Here is a 15,700-nt window from a genome sequence, read left to right as displayed (position 1 = left end):
CCCCTTAAGAGCGAGCAAGTGGCAGCACCAAAGAATAACAATAACGGCGAACTACGGGTCAAGAGCATTCTTGTTACCCAGCCGAAACCTGAGACTGACAAATCGCCCTACGCTGATCTGATCAAGAAGTATGGGCTGAAAATTGATTTCCGTGAATTTATTCACGTGGAAGGAGTTCCGGCACAGGAGTTTCGCCAGCAGCGGATCAATCTTCAGGAGCATACGGCGGTCATTCTCACCAGCCGCAATGCGGTTGACCATTTCTTCCGTATCTGTCAGGAAATGCGCTTTACCGTGCCCGATACAATGAAGTATTTCTGTATATCGGAATCAACAGCCTATTACCTTCAGAAATATGTGCAGTACCGGAAACGTAAAATCTTTCATGGTAAAGCAACCTTCAGTGATCTGATTGAGATTATCCGCAAACATAAGGAAGACAAGTTTCTTTATCCCTGTTCGGATGTGCATAAGGAAGAGGTGCCCGAAGTGCTTGATAAACACAACATCACCTATTCTAAAGCCATTTTATTCCGCACCGTATGCAGCGACCTGAGTGATCTGGCTGATGTATATTACGATATTCTGGTGTTTTTCAGTCCGTCTGGTATTACCTCACTCTTCAAGAACTTTCCGAAATTCAAGCAAAACAAAACCCGCATTGCGGCTTTTGGCCCGGCCACTGCCAAAGCGGTGGAAGAAGCCGGACTGCGCCTTGATATTCACGCCCCGCGTCCGGGCACACCGTCTATGACCATGGCGCTGGAAGAGTATGTGAAGCAGGTGAATAAAAAGTAACATCAACCCGCATTTTCACGACCTTTACGCAATCCGGCAGCAGCAATGTGCCGGATTGTTTTTTACCAATGCACACAACCCGCCGCAATACATTCAGCAAAGCCGAACGGCTTTGCGGCCTCACCACGATTGACACGCTGGTGAAGCATGGCGCTGCATTCAGGGTATTTCCGTTCAGGGTAGTGTGGCGCGAAACGGATGTGCAGGAAATGCCCGTGCGCATTTTGTTTGCCGTGCCCAAGCGTTCGTTTAAGCGAGCCGTAATGCGCAACCGCATCCGCCGGCAACTCCGCGAAGCTTACCGTTTAAACAAACATGCGTTGTATGAACAGCTTGAGGCTTCGGGGCAAAAAATTCAGGTAATGCTTATTTACACGCATCGCGAAGCACTTACCTCAGGCGAGATACAGGATAAAATAATCCTAACTTTACGTCGTTTGAGCGAGCAGCTATCCGATGCAGGCACCCGGTGAACATATTCAGCCTAACATACTGCGCCGTATTTTCGGCGGCTTGTTTATCGGGCTGATCCGTTTTTACCAGTATGCCATTTCGCCGTATCTCGCGCCTTCGTGCCGTTATACGCCTTCGTGTTCGCAGTATGGTATAGAAGCTATACGCAAACATGGCCCGCTGCGCGGCGGCTGGCTAACCCTCAAACGCATTGGCCGCTGCCACCCCTGGGGCGGGCATGGTCATGATCCTGTTCCCTGATTTATCTGTTCTGCTATGATGCGTACACTTTTTTCTGCCCGTAATGTAAGCCGCGCAATGCGCATAACTCTTGTGCCAGCCTTGCTGGCCGGAGCCGGAATACTCGGTTTTTCTGCCGCCGGCAGCGACGATAAATTATTCGAGGTGAGCAAAAACCTCGAAATCTTCAGTTCCATTTACCAGCGCCTCAACAGCAGCTATGTGGATGAACCGCGTCCGGGCGAACTGATGAAAACCGGAATCGATGCCATGTTACGCTCGCTCGACCCTTACACGGTTTACTATTCGGAAGAAGACATTGAAGATTACCGCTACCAGAGCACCGGACAGTATGGCGGCATTGGCGCCACCATTCGCAAAATGAGCGGCAGCAATGTGGTTACCGAAGTGTATGAAGGTTTTGCCGCCATGAAGGCCGGCATTAAGCCCGGCGATGTAATTGTGGAAGTAAACGGACTGAGCACTACGGGCAAAAACGGCGAAGTAGTAATGAAACAGCTTCGCGGTGTACCCAATACCTCAATTTCGCTGAAAGTAAAACGACCGGGTGCTTCATCGCCGCTTGATTTTACGTTTTCGCGTGAGGAGATTAAGCCAAAAACCGTGGCTTACTCCACCGTGCTGGCCAACAACACGGGCTATATTAAACTCAATGAATTCGGCGAAACGGCTGCCAGCGAAGTACGCGAGGCGCTGCTCGATCTGAAACAAAAAAACATTACCACACTGGTGCTTGACCTGCGCGGAAACCCCGGCGGACTTGTGAATCAGGCAGTGGCTATTGTGAATTTGTTTGTGGACAAGGGCAATCTGGTATTGAAAATGCGCGGACGCATTGCCGAACAGGATCAGACCTACCGCACAGAGCTTACGCCGGTTGATACGCAGATTCCGCTGGCCGTGCTTACCGACGGAGGCTCTGCATCGGCATCGGAAATTGTAGCGGGCGCTTTGCAGGACCTGGATCGGGCCGTAATTGTGGGGCAGCGTTCGTATGGCAAAGGACTGGTGCAAAATACCGTGCCTGTGGCCTACGGGGCATTTTTCAAACTCACCATTGCCAAATACTACACCCCAAGTGGTCGCTGCGTGCAGGCGCTTGATTACTCACACCGCAATGCCGACGGAAGCGTGGTGCGCGTACCCGACTCGCTCATTACCGAATTCAAAACCCGCAACGGCCGTACGGTATGGGACGGACTGGGGGTGATACCTGACATGGAAGTGCCTGCCCGTAAATACAGTGTACTTACCGATACGTTGCTGGCCAAAGGGCTGATTTTCGACTACGCCACTGAATATGCACTGGCACATAGCAATCTTGAAGGGAATGAAGCCTTTCGGTTTTCGGCCGACGAATATGCCAAGTTTGTGGCCTGGGTGAAGAAACGTGATTACAGCTACCTTACTCCCGAAGAAAAAAGCCTTGAGCAATTCCGTAAAAGTGCCGAGAAAAGCGGCAATTTCAACGGAATGAGTGCGGAGTTTCAGGCATTGAAAACGAAAGCCGGAGAAAACAAAAAAGACGATTTCGAAGAATTCCGCACTGAAATTACCGTGTTGCTCGAAGCCGAGATCAGTTCGCGCTACTATTATGAAAAAGGCCGTATCGCTTCCTCACTCAAAGATGATCCCGATCTGAACAAAGCCATGCAGATTCTGGCCGATAAAAAGGCCTACACCGATATACTTACCGTGGTGAAAAAGTTGCCCAAGCCGCAGCAGCGCACCGATATGGAGAAAAAAGACGATTAATGGTCTTTTTTTCACCGTCTGCACAATGAAATAACCACTTTTTCGTTACGCCCTTTCGCAGTAAACTTTAGCTACATTCGCACACTACCTCAACCTGCGCATGAGAATAAGCTTACCGGCTTCGTGGCATCGTTTCTTATACGTATTCGGGCTGTCGCTTACGGCTGCGGGGCTTCCGCTGTCGAAATTCATGATCAGCGTTTCCGTTTTCTGGATCGGCATCAACTGGCTTTGGGAAGGTGATTTTGCGGCCAAATGGCGGCGTTTTAAATCGCGGCCGGCAGTGGCTGTACTCATGGGTGTGTTTGTGCTGCATCTCATCGGTCTGTTGTGGACGAATGATGCCGGGGCTGGCTGGCGCGATGTGCGGGTGAAACTGCCGCTGCTGTTGTTTCCGTTTATTATTGGCACTACGCCGCAGCTTACGCGCAGGGAGCTGAGCTGGGTAATCGGCATTTTTCTGGCAGCGGTGTTTGTGAGCGCGGCCTCTACTTTTCTGGTAGCTGCCGGCTGGTGGCAGCGCGAGATAAACGATTTGCGCAAGGCGTCACGGTTTGTGTCGCTCATACGACTTTCGCTCATGGCCGATCTTGCTATTTTCTGGCTGGGTCGTGTGCTGTTCAGGCAGGGGCCGGCGTGGCATAAGGCCGGTGCGCTTGCGGGCATTACTGCGCTCACGCTGTTTCTGGTGTATATGCAATCGCTCACGGGGCTGGTGGTGCTGGCGTTGGGCGGTTTTCTGCTGGTACTTGTGTTTTTGTTACTTCGCCGCCAGCGCAAGGCGGTATTTGCCGTGAGCATTTTATTTGCCGCTGCCATTGCCTATGCCGGTATGGAAACGATGGCCGCGTGGAAAATATTTACCCCAAACAGCACGCAGCAAAGCGCAGACAGCCGCCTGCAACTGAAAACACCGCGCGGGAACCCATACACACACGATGCCCGCGATCCGATGATTGAAAACGGCCGCCGCGTAAAATTCTGGATTTGCTGGCCCGAACTCGATTCGGCCTGGAACAGCCGCAGCCGCATTTCGCTCACCAGTGGTAAAACGCCCGGCGGGGTGCCCGTCGTTTACGTACTGCTGCGTTACATGACCTCTAAAGGTTTGCGCAAAGATGCCGACGGGGTAGCACAGCTTACTACAGGAGACATTACACAAATTGAACAAGGCCTTTGCAATGCATCGTGGCCCGAAATGAGCCAGCTGCGCAAACGCATGTATCAGGTATTCTGGGAACTGCATGTATATGGCAGCGGCGGCGATCCAAGCGGAAAATCAGTGACCATGCGTTTTGAACTTGCACAAACCGCAATGGCCTGCATTGCCGAAGCTCCGGTGCTGGGTCACGGCACCGGCAGCAGCGAAAAAACAATGCGTAGTTTCTACGCAAAAAACGGCACCCCACTCAGCGAATCGTTTCAGTGGATGCACCCGCACAACCAGTTTCTTTCCTTTGCACTCACGCTGGGCATTCCGGCCCTGCTCTATTTCATTTTCTCCCTCACCTACCCCATGAGCCGCATGGGACGATGGAAAAACTACATCAGCCTGGCATTCTTTATCATCGCCGTAACTTCTTTCCTCAACGATGATACGCTGGAAACACAGCAGGGCGTTACGTTTTTTGCTTACTTCAATGCGCTGGTGCTGTTTGCCATGCCTTCGGGAAGTAACAGGGATGTGATGAAGTGATCGGGAAACTAGATTAACTCATACATACCGTGAGGTATTCCTCCCTCTGAGTCAATACGACTTTTAATGATTGAAAAAAAGCGGCTGTACACAGGGGAATAAAAATAAAAAAGACAGGCAGGTAGAAACCTAGTTCTAACGATCCGCTAAGGGCAGATCTCCCGACTGTCAATTCAAACATATACATATTAATCCATTAGTAAATTTATTTTCGCATTTATTCTGCAAAAATTGATTTACGATGCGATTAATTCAACGTAAATATACACCAAACCTCTGCTCCGAAAAATACTTCCCCACTAACAACTTCCACATCATTACCCCAAACATCACCACCGCCGGAAATGCTTTTACCGCATACGGTACAAAAAACTCAGTTCGCCAGGCATGCGGAAATAAATCGGTGGGAACAAGCTGAATGCCAACAAATGCAAGCCACAATAGAAAAGCGCGTTTCAGACCGGGTGCTTCGCTCACCGCCCAGAGTGCTATTCCGGTAATGGCAATGATGTAAGTGGGCGACTCGGCTTTATGGTTGAAAATTACAGTCCAGACTAAAACGGCGGCCAGATAAAGCATGCGATAATTTACATTGTTCCAAAACTGCCTGCGCAGCAACGGAAGCATGAGTAACACTGAACCGGGAATTAAAAACCATACATCGGCGGCGTGTAAACCAAACCAGCGTTCGCACAGGGTCATGAGCGAAAAGTTGAGTTCGTGTGCGGGATCATTGCCAAGAAGCTGAAGCCAGCTTTTGTATTGCGTAAGCAGCAGTTCGGGTGAGGTGAAAAGCAGCGGCAATGCGGCAACAGCCAGCAGCCAAACTGCGCCGCTGAGTAAAAACTTTATGCGTTGCGGATAAAACACAAACAGCAACCCGCCCACAGCCGCAAAAAGTTTGATGTAAAAACCGAGTACCAGAAATAAAGCCGCCCACACCACCTGCTTACGCTCAAAACTGCTGAACGCCAGCAGCAGCAGGCCGGTCATTATGCCATTGCTTTGCGCATTGATGACTGAAGTAACCAGTTCGATAAGCACAAAGCAAAGCAGAAACGCTTTCCACTGCTCACTGATGGCAAGCCGGCGAATGCCCCACCACGGCAGCAGTGCATTGAGCAGATTCCAAAGCGTGGCGCCCAGAGCTGCAGGCAGCAAATGAAACACACCCATGAGCGCCGCAAACGACGGACTGTATTTGTACAAATCGAAATACTGCTCGGGATGCAGCACATATAAATCAACCCCTTTACAGAGGTTGGTGAATGAGGCACGGAAAATGAAAAAGTTGTTGAACGAACTTTCGGGAAACAGCAGCAGCCGGTGAAGCGAAACAGCAACAACCACCACAAGCAGCAGAATAAACTGGTTGCGCGGTTTGAGCAGCGGCGAGCGATAGCTGAATAGTTTCTCTTTCATTGGCGGTGCAGCTTGCTGAGCTTGGTGTATTTCTGCCAGGTTTCCCATGCACTGATGCGGCAAATTACAAAACCGTAACGTCCGTCGAGGAAGCCGAGTTTGATGAGGTAGTTGCGCAGAAACTTGGCTGCGGTTTTAAGCATGGCCAGCAGCAGCGAACTGCGTTTGCCCTGTGCATGCAGCGCTTTGGCCGCAATGGTCGAAAATTTATCGGCCTGGCGGTAATGCTCTTCTACGGTGTAGTAGCTGTAATGCAGAATATTGCCGGGCAAATGTGCCTGTGTGCTGCCGGGGGCAAGCTCGTATTTATCGTGCGGATTGACACCGCCCCAGCTTCCGTGGCGGCTGTCCCAGAGCCGGAGTTTGGTATCGGGGTACCAGCCGCAGTGTTTTATCCATTGCCCGCAGTAGTTGGTGAGGCGGTTCATGGAATAGCCGGTGTGCTGCCAGTTTTGTTTTACGGCTGCAATGGCGCGAAGCAGGGTTTCATCGGGCGCCTCGTCGGCATCGAGTGAGAGGATGTGCGGATATAGCGCGTGGGTGATGGCACGGTTTTTTTGTTCGATATGCCCGTCGAACGCATGCTGGATGAAGCGAGCGCCGTGGCTTATGCAAATTTCCTCCGTGCGGTCGGCAGAGAAACTGTCGAGCACCACAATATCGTCGGCAATGCGTTTTACGGCATGCAGGCAGCGGTCGATATTGCGTTCTTCGTTGAAGGTGATGATGACCACCGAAAGTTTAACCGGCTCGGGCATAGAGCACAAAAGTACAAAAGCCGGAGAAGCTGTTTACCTTTGTTGCAAATGACCAATCCGCAGCAGCTTCTTTCCGCACTCCGTAACGGTGACCGCCGTGCACTTGCGCGTGCCATAACGCTGGTGGAAAATAATCTTGACGGCGCTGCCGAACTGCTTGCCTCGCTTGATCTTACAAGGCTTTCGCCGGTAGCGGGTATTACGGGGCCGCCGGGAGCAGGTAAAAGTACGCTCATCAATGCGCTTATTTCCCGGCTCTCCGCGCAGGGCAAAACAGTGGCCGTAATTGCGGTTGATCCAACTTCGCCGTTCAATTTCGGCTCGCTGCTGGGCGACCGTTTGCGCATGGCCGAGCATTTTACCAACCCTAATGTATATATCCGTTCGCTGGCTACACGCGGATCGCTGGGAGGACTTTCAGCAGCCACACTCGAAATTACCGATGTGGTGCGCTCGGCCGGTTTTGACCTGGTTATTGTAGAAACCGTGGGCGTGGGCCAGTCGGAAGTAGAAATTGCCGGCCTGGCCGATACCACGGTGGTGGTGCTGGTGCCCGAAGCGGGCGACGATGTGCAGGCCATCAAATCGGGCATTATGGAAATTGCCGATATTTTTGTGGTGAACAAGGCCGACCGCACCGGCGCACACACGTTTGCCGGCAACCTGCACCAGCTGCTGCACCAGCGACCGGCATCAGACTGGGCAGTGCCGGTAATTAAAACCGTAGCCGCCCGAAACGAAGGCATCGACGAATTACTCGAAAAAATAACCGCGCATAGCAACCGCCCGGTTTCCAATCCGCGCCGCGCCCTGCTCTTTGCCGAAAAAGCCTGGAAACTTATACAACGAAACCGGATGCGTAATGTATCCAGACCGGAACTTACCGCCGAAATAAGCCGCCAGCTCGAAAACGGCACCTTTCAGCTATACCGCTTCGCTGCCGGTTTTAACACTGATTAATTCGTATTTCTTCAGATAAGCAATCGTTAAACACATTTTTCGTTTGTGGCATTTCACTATATTGCATTACAATCGAAAACCCATGAACTGTCTTATTGTTGATGACGATGAAATTGCCCGCAAAGTAGTTGAGCAATGTATCAGTCGAACCGACTTTCTGACACTTTCAGGAAGTTGCACCTCTGTTCCTGAGGCACTTACCTTGATCAGAAAACAGAAAATCGACCTGATATTCCTTGATGTGGAAATGCCGGAAATGAGCGGAATGGATTTTTTGCGCACGTTTAAAGAGATTCCTCAGATCATTCTGATTACCGGTAAAAAAGAATACGCCGCTGAAGCGTTTGACTACGATGTTACCGACTTTCTGCTTAAACCTATTGACTACACACGCTTTCTGAAAGCGGCAATGAGGGCACAAAATATTCAGGACAATCTCAAAACACAGCAGGACGGTGAAGAAGAAGCGCTGTTTATCAAAAAAGAAGGCACCCGCTTTTTGCGCCTGCCCATGAATGAAATTATTTGGGTAGAAGCCCTGGCTGACTATGTACAGATTAATACCAAAGACGGCAGGCATACGATACTTTCTACCATGAAATCAATAGAAAGCCGTTTGCCGCAGCGTGATTTCGCCCGCATTCACCGTTCATACATTGTGCGCCTCGATAAGATTCAGGAAATTGAAGAAAACTCGGTAAACGTAGGTGGAAAATCGTTGCCTGTGAGCCGCTCGCACAAAGAAGATTTGTTTAAACGACTCAATATGCTCTAACCCGCTTTCATTCATCCGGCAAAATCTTCCGTTGGTCGGAAAATGATAAAAACATGTCGGTTTTCTGAATTTTATATCAAATATGCTCTCATATTTGCAATGTAAATGATCGGCTCCCCTACTCGGTCAGCGAAGAAAATGAATCTGAAACTGCACAAAGTTAGTATGGGATCCACCGAGTCACTTTATCACAAAGAGCTGAGCAATCAGCGGCGTGATATGCAGGTGATGCTGATAAAACAGTTTCACCCGATCTATGAAACGTTCAGGTTTGATACCTGTACGGATTCAAAAATTGCTGAAATGTATAATCTTCTCGTGGAGGAACAGGGAGGAATGAAGGATACGGAAGTGCAAACAAATGTGTAGGGGTTATGCTGTTTTGTGCTTCCGGACAGGGGCGGCTTCGGTCGCCCCATTTTTTTATTTGCTGATATTATTAAATTAATTAACAAGTAAAGCAAACCTGCCAGCCGAAGTTTTCGTTTAAACAGACTACCCGAAAACAATCAAATTTCGGATAAACAAAGACCACGGGGGAAATCCCCGGAAGTTCTTGTTAAATTGGTCTTGAAATGAAAGGGTTCCTTAAACTCATTTTTACCCGAAACACATTTGCCGAACGCATATTATTTCTGGCACTTGCCGGAGGCATTATGGTTGACGGGCTGATAAATAACGTATTTGTTCCGTTTGGAGAAGAAGCCGTATTGCGCTGTTTTATTTTTATTGGTGCACTGCTGTTGTTTTCGTTGTCGTTTTATCCGCAGATAAGCCGGGGAATGCTGCGTCTATTTGCTTTTCTGGCAATGAGCATGCTGATAGGCTTCTCGGTTTGGGTTTGTGTTGACCGTTCGTTTGATGCCGACAATACGCTTACGCTGCTGGGCATTATTGTAATCTGCAGCATGTATTTCCGCACGCTTCGGGGTTTGCTCATTTACCTCGGAGCCACTTTTCTGATTGCTCTGCTGGGGACGTTGCTGGTTGATGAACCGAAAATAGATACCTCCATTTTCATTATCCGGTTGCTGCTTGGCGATATACTTATTCTTGGACTCTCGCAAACCACACGCAGTTATTTCTCATCGCTGCGCCAGCAAAACGAACGCATATCGGCCGAAAACAGGCAACTCATTGACCGGCAGACCCAACTTGCCGAGCAGCTTACACACGAGCAGCTGCTATCGCTGGTAGCCAACCGGGCCAATGCCGCGGTGATGATTACTTCATCGGCCGATAAAATTGAATGGGTAAATTCTGTATTTACAGACATTACCGGATTTACTGCGGAGGAAGTAATTGGCCGCGACCCGTCGTTCCTGCGCGGGCCTGACACAGATCTTACCACAGTGCGGCGCATTGAACAGCGTAAACTCAATCCGGAGCCGTTTGTAGAGGAAATTCTGAACTACCGGCGCAATGGTTCGCCGGTATGGATGGAGCTGAACGTAGCTCCGTTGCTTGATGATGACGGACGGGTAACACGCTGGATTGCGATTCAGGAAGACATCACCAGCCGCAAGCTGAAAGACGAAGAATTGCGCGTGAGCCAGGAGCAGCTGAATGTGGCACAGCATCAGGCAAAAATAGGCAGCTGGGTTTGGTTTGATGCCGACAACCGCATACAGTGCTCAGACAAACTTTGCCAGATGCTTGCCCTGCGGAAAAACGATTTGCTGGCTCCGATACATTTTTACGAATTTATACATCCCGACGACCGCATAATTGTAAAACGGGTAATTGACAACAGCCGCTACCGCAAATCGCCTTTTGAAATAGATACGCGCATAGTGGTGAAGAATATTGAATATAAAATGTATTTAACCGGTCAGTACGATGCCTCCAAGCGCCGGATGATTGGTACCATACAGGACATTACCGAGCGCAAACTGCTTGAAGAGTCAATGCGCATGGCGGAAGTGCAGTACCGGCAACTCTTCGAACATTTGCAGCACCTCATTGGCACGCACGATATGGATGGTGTGCTGCTGAGTGTAAACCCTGCCGGCGCACACGCAGGCGGCTACGAACCTGAAGAACTGATTGGCCGCAACCTCAGCGAATTTCTAACCGCAACAAGTCAGGAAAACTTCCCGAAATACCTGAAAGCACTACGCGAAACCGGCAGTGCGTCGGGGCTGTTTAATCTTCTGCGCCGTGATGGCACGGTGAGTATCTGGCTCTTTAATAATGTACGGCTGAAAGATGCACAGGGCGAAGATTTTATTCTGTGCAGCAATGTGGACATTACCGATCGTTACCGCATGGAAAACGAGTTGCGTATTGCCAAAAAAACAGCCGAAGAAACACTTGTAGCCAAAGACCGTTTTGTAGCTAATATTAGTCACGAACTGCGCACACCCATGAATGCCATTATTGGTTTTGCCGACGTGCTTGGCAACACACCGCTTAACAGCGAACAGCAGGAATATGTGGGCGCACTTAAGATTGCAGGTGAAACACTGACTGCCGTTATTTCAGATATTCTGGATCTTGCACGGATTGAGGCGGGTAAGATTGAGTTCAGCAGCGTACCTTTTAATGTGGCCGGAACCATGAAAGACACCTACCGGCTCCTGCAACAACGCGCGCAGGAGGCCGGACTTGAGTTCAACTGGACCTGCGCCGAAAACGTGCCTCCGTATGTGGTTGGCGACGATTTGCGCCTGCGGCAGATACTGATTAATCTGGCCGGCAACGCCATAAAATTTACGCCGGCCGGACGCGTGAGCATGCATTGCCAGATACAGGAAGAAACCGACGAGTCGATACTGCTTTGTTTTAAAGTAACCGACACCGGCATTGGTATTCCGGCCGATAAGCTGGCACGTATTTTTGAACCATTTACACAAGCCAGCAGTGAATCGACGCGCCGTTATGGCGGAACGGGCCTCGGACTTACCATTGTAAAAGACCTTGCTGAACTGCAGGGCGGATCGGTACAGGTGAAAAGCGAAGAGGGACAGGGATCGGAATTTACCGTATTGCTTCCGGTAGCCCGTGTGGGTACAAGTGCAGTAAAAGAAATGGACAATGCGCTGGTACAGCTTGCCAATCCGGGGCAGTACAAAATTCTGGTGGTAGAAGATCATCCGCTCAACCAGCAGCTGGCGCTTAACCTGATGACCAGTTTCGGCTTTAAAACGGCGCTGGCCGGCAACGGGCAGGAAGCAATTACCAAACTTACCGAGCCGGGAAACGATTTTGATCTGGTGCTGATGGACCTGAACATGCCCGTGCTTGATGGACACGAGACCACACTGCAGATCAGAAAAAAGCTCGGCCTTACACTTCCGGTAATTGCGCTAACGGCACATTCCTCGCAGGCCGAACGCGAACGCTGTCTGGAAGAAGGCATGAACGACTACCTCTCCAAGCCCTACCGCGCTCAGGAACTTTACTACCGCATTGCCCGGCAGCTTGGCGGCCAAACCGATCCGATAGCGGCAAGTAACCTGCACGAAACCGAACAAACAGGCACTCCGCTGCAAATGCTGGCTGCAGGAAATACCGCATTTGAAATTGAAATGCTTAGTCTGATGCAGCAATCGGCACCGGACGATGTAGCCGCCATTACAGAAGCCCTGAACCGAAACGATGCCGCAGCTGTGAAAAATGCCGCACACCGGCTCAAGTCAACCGTATCGCTTGCGGGTGATAAAGAATTTGCGCTCTTTCTTGCGCAGCTTGAGAAGAACTCCCCACAACACGACGCAGCCGCATCCGGCAAATTGCACCAGCTTGGAGCGGGTTTTCTGAAACTCATTGGTGAACGCCTGACCGAACTGGGCTAAGAGCCTGTTAAATTTCATCATTTGGCTTTGTCATGGCTCTTTTTTCAAACTGCTTCACTGGTGTTTTTGACCGTATCATCTCCGATTTGGGCCGCCCCCGCTCACAAGCGGAGGAATAATCTGGCAAAAAATGAGGGCGTAACAAACCTCAAAAACAAAATTGACACAGGCTCTGAATATTTTTCACGCTTGTGGTAAACAAGTATTTCTGCCTTTTTTCGTTGTCTGCAAAAATGGTTTGTTTGTAAATCAATCAAACTCACACAGCATGGCAACAAATTACGAAAATCTGGTATTCAAAGGTGGCGGTGTGCTTGGCATTGCCTATGCCGGCGCACTACAGGTGCTTGAACAGCAAAACATTTTACAAAATATTCAGCGCGTGGCAGGCACATCGGCCGGTGCCATTACAGCAGCACTGGTGAGCCTGCGTTACACCGCCGCCGAAATAAAAAGTATTGTAAACGCCACCAACTTCAAATCGTTTGAAGACGGACTGAATCCGCTGCGTGTGGCTACCAAATACGGGCTCTACGAAGGTGATGCGTTTTTAAGCTGGATGCAGCAGCGCATAACCGGAAAAGGCCTTGCAGCCACCGCCACCTTTGCCGATTTTAAAAATGCGGGCATGATGGATCTGCACGTATTTTCTACCGATCTGAATTTGGGAACGGTGCGCGAATTTTCGTTTGCCACATCGCCCAATGTGGTAGTGGCCGAAGCCGTGCGTGCATCTATGTCTATTCCGCTCTTTTTCCGCGCCTGGCAGTTTTCAAACAACAACCCCGACAACCATATTTATGTGGACGGCGGCATGGTGCTCAATTTCCCTATCCGCACATTTGACACGGGTACAACGCCCAATCCGCAAACACTGGGCCTGTTCCTGACCAACCTTACACCGCAGCCGCCAAACACGCTTGGCTACGACCATCTGGAACAATATGTAAAGATTACATTCGACACGATACTGAACGCGCAGAACATCAATTTCTTCAACGACCCGGCTGATCTTTCGCGCACGATGCAGATTGACAACCTGGGCATGTCGGCCACGGATTTCGGGCTTACTGCACAGCAGCAAACAGCCCTGTTTAATTCGGGCGTAGCTGCAGCTACGAAGTTTTTGAATATTCCGGCCTGATTATTTCCAAACAAAAACAAAAAACAAACTATACCTCTACGAGATCTTAAAGATCTCGTAGAGGTTAGCGACCAGTTTTTTTGTTTGAAAATAATCAGAGCGAGCCGGTGCGGCCGCCGTCAACCGGTACGTTGATGCCATTGATGTAGGCGGCGGCTGGCGAAGCGAGGAATGCCACGGCTGCGGCTACTTCCTCGGGCTGGGCAAAGCGGGCTGCGGGAATTTCGTGCAGCATTTCGGCTTCAAGCTCTTCGGCAGGGCGGCCGGTTTTTTGCTGTTTGGCATCAATAATACTGTGCAGGCGCTGTGTGGCGGTGGCACCAGGCAAAACGTTGTTTACGGTAATGCCGTGCGCGGCCACTTCGAGCGAGAGTGTTTTGGCCCAGTTGCCCACTGCGGCGCGTATGGTGTTGGACACCCCAAGGCCTTTGAGGGGCTGTTTTACGGAGGTGGAAATGATATTGATGATGCGGCCGAAACCCGCAGCTTTCATGCCCGGAAGCACGGCCTGCGCCAGCAGATGGTTGCACAGCAGGTGCGACTGAAATGCGCCTACGAACGCATCAACCGTAGCGTCGGTAATGGGGCCGCCGGGAGGGCCGCCGGTGTTGTTTACCAGAATATGAATGGTGTGACCGGCCGCTACAAACTGCTGCACCGCTGCACCCACCTGCGCGGGCTGCGAAAAATCGGCCACGATATAGCTGTGATGGCCTGTGCCGGGAAGCGCGGCGAGCGTTTGTTTTAAACTTTCTTGGTTGCGCGCCATGAGTACGATGTTTGCACCAAGCAACGCAAGTTCATGCGCAGCCGCGCGGCCAATACCCTGCGTGCTGCCGCACACCAATGCTGTTTTTCCGGTAAGATCGAGATTCATGCGGCAAAGATACCGGAAAACCCTTGACGGACGGTTGCCGCGAAGCTGCCAGACGGACGCTAATTTGAAACACGGCTGGTATGAATTCCTAGCCTTGATTGAGCGCTTTCTCCGCAATAGCGAAAGCAAGAGCCTGACCGAATTTAACTGCGTGTGAGGTTCGCTCCTGCAAATCATTTTACTTTCATTGACAGTTATCAGGAAACAAAATTGCACCCAATCGCAGGTACTTGTTTATATTCGTTCTTCAAAAAAACAGATGCTCATGATTACACGTCCGTTTAACTTTAAAGTCTGGATAGAAGAAAACCGCCACCTGCTTAAACCGCCGGTAAACAATAAAGTGGTGTATAAAGACGCTGAGTTTATTGTGATGGTGGTAGGCGGGCCGAACTCGCGCAAGGATTTTCACTACAACGAGAGCGAGGAATTTTTCTACCAGCTTGAAGGCGATGTAACCGTGCGCATACAGGAAGACGGCAAAGCGGTGGATGTGCCGATACGCGAAGGCGATATTTTTCTGCTTCCGCCGCGCGTGCCGCACAACCCGATGCGCGGGCCCAACACCGTAGGGCTTGTAATGGAGCGTAAGCGCCGTGAAGGTGAAAAGGACGGACTGCTTTGGTTTTGCGAGAAATGCAATACCAAATTGTATGAAGAGTATTTTGTACTTACTGATATTGCGAATCAGTTTCAGGGAGTGTTTTCGAAGTTTTATGGCAGCGAGGCACTGCGCACGTGCAAGGCCTGCGGGCATGTGATGGAGCCGCCGCCGGTGATTGCGTGAGGAGTGCGGGAGGGGGATTTTTGGATGGGGCTGTGTGGTAGGGCTGTGCGGTGGGGCTTTGCGGTGGGGCTGTGTGGTGGGGCTGTGTGGTGGGGCTGTGCGGTGGGGCTGTGCGGTGGGGCTGTGCGGTGGGGCTGTGCGGTGGGGCTGTGCGGTGGGGCGCGAGGTTCGCGCCCGGGGAGTGAGCTGGGGAGGGAGCTGGGGAGGGAGCCGGGCG

The 15,700-nt window shown here is 50.7% G+C and carries 14 protein-coding genes; 11 read left to right on the top strand and 3 right to left on the bottom strand.

Going from position 1 to position 15,700, the window contains the following annotated elements; translation table 11 throughout:
• Nucleotides 1–18: 18 nt before the first annotated feature.
• From IM638_00295 to IM638_00275, 5 genes are all read left to right on the top strand, one after another.
• Nucleotides 19–798, top strand: a complete 780-nt coding sequence (locus IM638_00295; GenBank protein MCA6361450.1) for a uroporphyrinogen-III synthase — start codon at nucleotides 19–21, stop codon at nucleotides 796–798.
• A gap of 68 nt (nucleotides 799–866) precedes the next feature.
• Nucleotides 867–1,271, top strand: a complete 405-nt coding sequence (locus IM638_00290; GenBank protein MCA6361449.1) for a ribonuclease P protein component — start codon at nucleotides 867–869, stop codon at nucleotides 1,269–1,271.
• On the top strand, nucleotides 1,255–1,512 hold the full coding sequence (gene yidD, locus IM638_00285) for a membrane protein insertion efficiency factor YidD (protein MCA6361448.1): 258 nt from the start codon (nucleotides 1,255–1,257) through the stop codon (nucleotides 1,510–1,512). The genes IM638_00290 and yidD overlap by 17 nt, the downstream gene beginning before the upstream one ends.
• Nucleotides 1,513–1,569: 57 nt before the next feature.
• Complete coding sequence (locus IM638_00280; GenBank protein ID MCA6361447.1) at nucleotides 1,570–3,267, top strand: S41 family peptidase; 1,698 nt, start codon at nucleotides 1,570–1,572, stop codon at nucleotides 3,265–3,267.
• A gap of 100 nt (nucleotides 3,268–3,367) precedes the next feature.
• On the top strand, nucleotides 3,368–4,963 hold the full coding sequence (locus tag IM638_00275; protein ID MCA6361446.1) for an O-antigen ligase family protein: 1,596 nt from the start codon (nucleotides 3,368–3,370) through the stop codon (nucleotides 4,961–4,963).
• 252 nt (nucleotides 4,964–5,215) lie between these two features.
• On the opposite strand, the gene IM638_00270 is transcribed toward IM638_00275, so the two are convergent.
• Together IM638_00270 and IM638_00265 are read right to left on the bottom strand one after the other, a co-directional pair.
• Entirely contained in the window at nucleotides 5,216–6,385 is a 1,170-nt protein-coding gene (locus IM638_00270) for a DUF2029 domain-containing protein (protein ID MCA6361445.1), read from the bottom strand.
• Nucleotides 6,382–7,143: a glycosyltransferase family 2 protein gene (locus tag IM638_00265; protein ID MCA6361444.1), complete on the bottom strand. Its 762-nt coding sequence runs from the start codon at nucleotides 7,141–7,143 to the stop codon at nucleotides 6,382–6,384. The genes IM638_00270 and IM638_00265 overlap by 4 nt, the downstream gene beginning before the upstream one ends.
• A gap of 48 nt (nucleotides 7,144–7,191) precedes the next feature.
• Here IM638_00265 and meaB point away from each other — a divergent pair, with 48 nt between their 5' ends.
• From meaB to IM638_00240, 5 genes are all read left to right on the top strand, one after another.
• A complete protein-coding gene (gene meaB, locus IM638_00260) occupies nucleotides 7,192–8,103 on the top strand; it encodes a methylmalonyl Co-A mutase-associated GTPase MeaB (GenBank protein MCA6361443.1) in 912 nt (303 codons plus the stop codon).
• A gap of 82 nt (nucleotides 8,104–8,185) precedes the next feature.
• Nucleotides 8,186–8,878: a response regulator transcription factor gene (locus IM638_00255; GenBank protein ID MCA6361442.1), complete on the top strand. Its 693-nt coding sequence runs from the start codon at nucleotides 8,186–8,188 to the stop codon at nucleotides 8,876–8,878.
• Nucleotides 8,879–9,043: 165 nt separating this feature from the next.
• Nucleotides 9,044–9,247 (top strand): hypothetical protein, encoded by a 204-nt coding sequence (locus tag IM638_00250; GenBank protein ID MCA6361441.1) that lies wholly within the window; start codon nucleotides 9,044–9,046, stop codon nucleotides 9,245–9,247.
• Between the two features lie 206 nt (nucleotides 9,248–9,453).
• Complete coding sequence (locus IM638_00245; GenBank protein MCA6361440.1) at nucleotides 9,454–12,675, top strand: PAS domain S-box protein; 3,222 nt, start codon at nucleotides 9,454–9,456, stop codon at nucleotides 12,673–12,675.
• A 268-nt stretch (nucleotides 12,676–12,943) separates the two neighbouring features.
• Entirely contained in the window at nucleotides 12,944–13,819 is an 876-nt protein-coding gene (locus IM638_00240) for a patatin-like phospholipase family protein (protein ID MCA6361439.1), read from the top strand.
• 94 nt (nucleotides 13,820–13,913) lie between these two features.
• Here IM638_00240 and IM638_00235 read toward each other — a convergent pair whose 3' ends face one another.
• A complete protein-coding gene (locus IM638_00235) occupies nucleotides 13,914–14,696 on the bottom strand; it encodes an SDR family oxidoreductase (GenBank protein MCA6361438.1) in 783 nt (260 codons plus the stop codon).
• Nucleotides 14,697–14,955: 259 nt separating this feature from the next.
• On the opposite strand from IM638_00235, the gene IM638_00230 reads away from it, so the two are divergent.
• Nucleotides 14,956–15,483, top strand: coding sequence for a 3-hydroxyanthranilate 3,4-dioxygenase (locus IM638_00230; GenBank protein ID MCA6361437.1), 528 nt, complete (start codon nucleotides 14,956–14,958; stop codon nucleotides 15,481–15,483).
• Nucleotides 15,484–15,700: the final 217 nt, after the last annotated feature.

This window comes from Bacteroidota bacterium (assembly GCA_020402865.1).
Classification (GTDB): Bacteria; Bacteroidota; Bacteroidia; order Palsa-965; family Palsa-965.
This window is presented reverse-complemented; position numbering and strand designations above follow the sequence as displayed.

Coding starts and splice junctions, on each gene's coding strand:
- IM638_00290 (MCA6361449.1), top strand. CDS start 867: ATGCACACAACCCGCCGCAATACATTCAGCAAAGCCGAACGGCTTTGC.
- yidD (MCA6361448.1), top strand. CDS start 1,255: ATGCAGGCACCCGGTGAACATATTCAGCCTAACATACTGCGCCGTATT.
- IM638_00280 (MCA6361447.1), top strand. CDS start 1,570: ATGCGCATAACTCTTGTGCCAGCCTTGCTGGCCGGAGCCGGAATACTC.
- IM638_00275 (MCA6361446.1), top strand. CDS start 3,368: ATGAGAATAAGCTTACCGGCTTCGTGGCATCGTTTCTTATACGTATTC.
- IM638_00270 (MCA6361445.1), bottom strand. CDS start 6,385: ATGAAAGAGAAACTATTCAGCTATCGCTCGCCGCTGCTCAAACCGCGC.
- IM638_00265 (MCA6361444.1), bottom strand. CDS start 7,143: ATGCCCGAGCCGGTTAAACTTTCGGTGGTCATCATCACCTTCAACGAA.
- meaB (MCA6361443.1), top strand. CDS start 7,192: ATGACCAATCCGCAGCAGCTTCTTTCCGCACTCCGTAACGGTGACCGC.
- IM638_00255 (MCA6361442.1), top strand. CDS start 8,186: ATGAACTGTCTTATTGTTGATGACGATGAAATTGCCCGCAAAGTAGTT.
- IM638_00250 (MCA6361441.1), top strand. CDS start 9,044: ATGGGATCCACCGAGTCACTTTATCACAAAGAGCTGAGCAATCAGCGG.
- IM638_00245 (MCA6361440.1), top strand. CDS start 9,454: ATGAAAGGGTTCCTTAAACTCATTTTTACCCGAAACACATTTGCCGAA.
- IM638_00240 (MCA6361439.1), top strand. CDS start 12,944: ATGGCAACAAATTACGAAAATCTGGTATTCAAAGGTGGCGGTGTGCTT.
- IM638_00235 (MCA6361438.1), bottom strand. CDS start 14,696: ATGAATCTCGATCTTACCGGAAAAACAGCATTGGTGTGCGGCAGCACG.
- IM638_00230 (MCA6361437.1), top strand. CDS start 14,956: ATGCTCATGATTACACGTCCGTTTAACTTTAAAGTCTGGATAGAAGAA.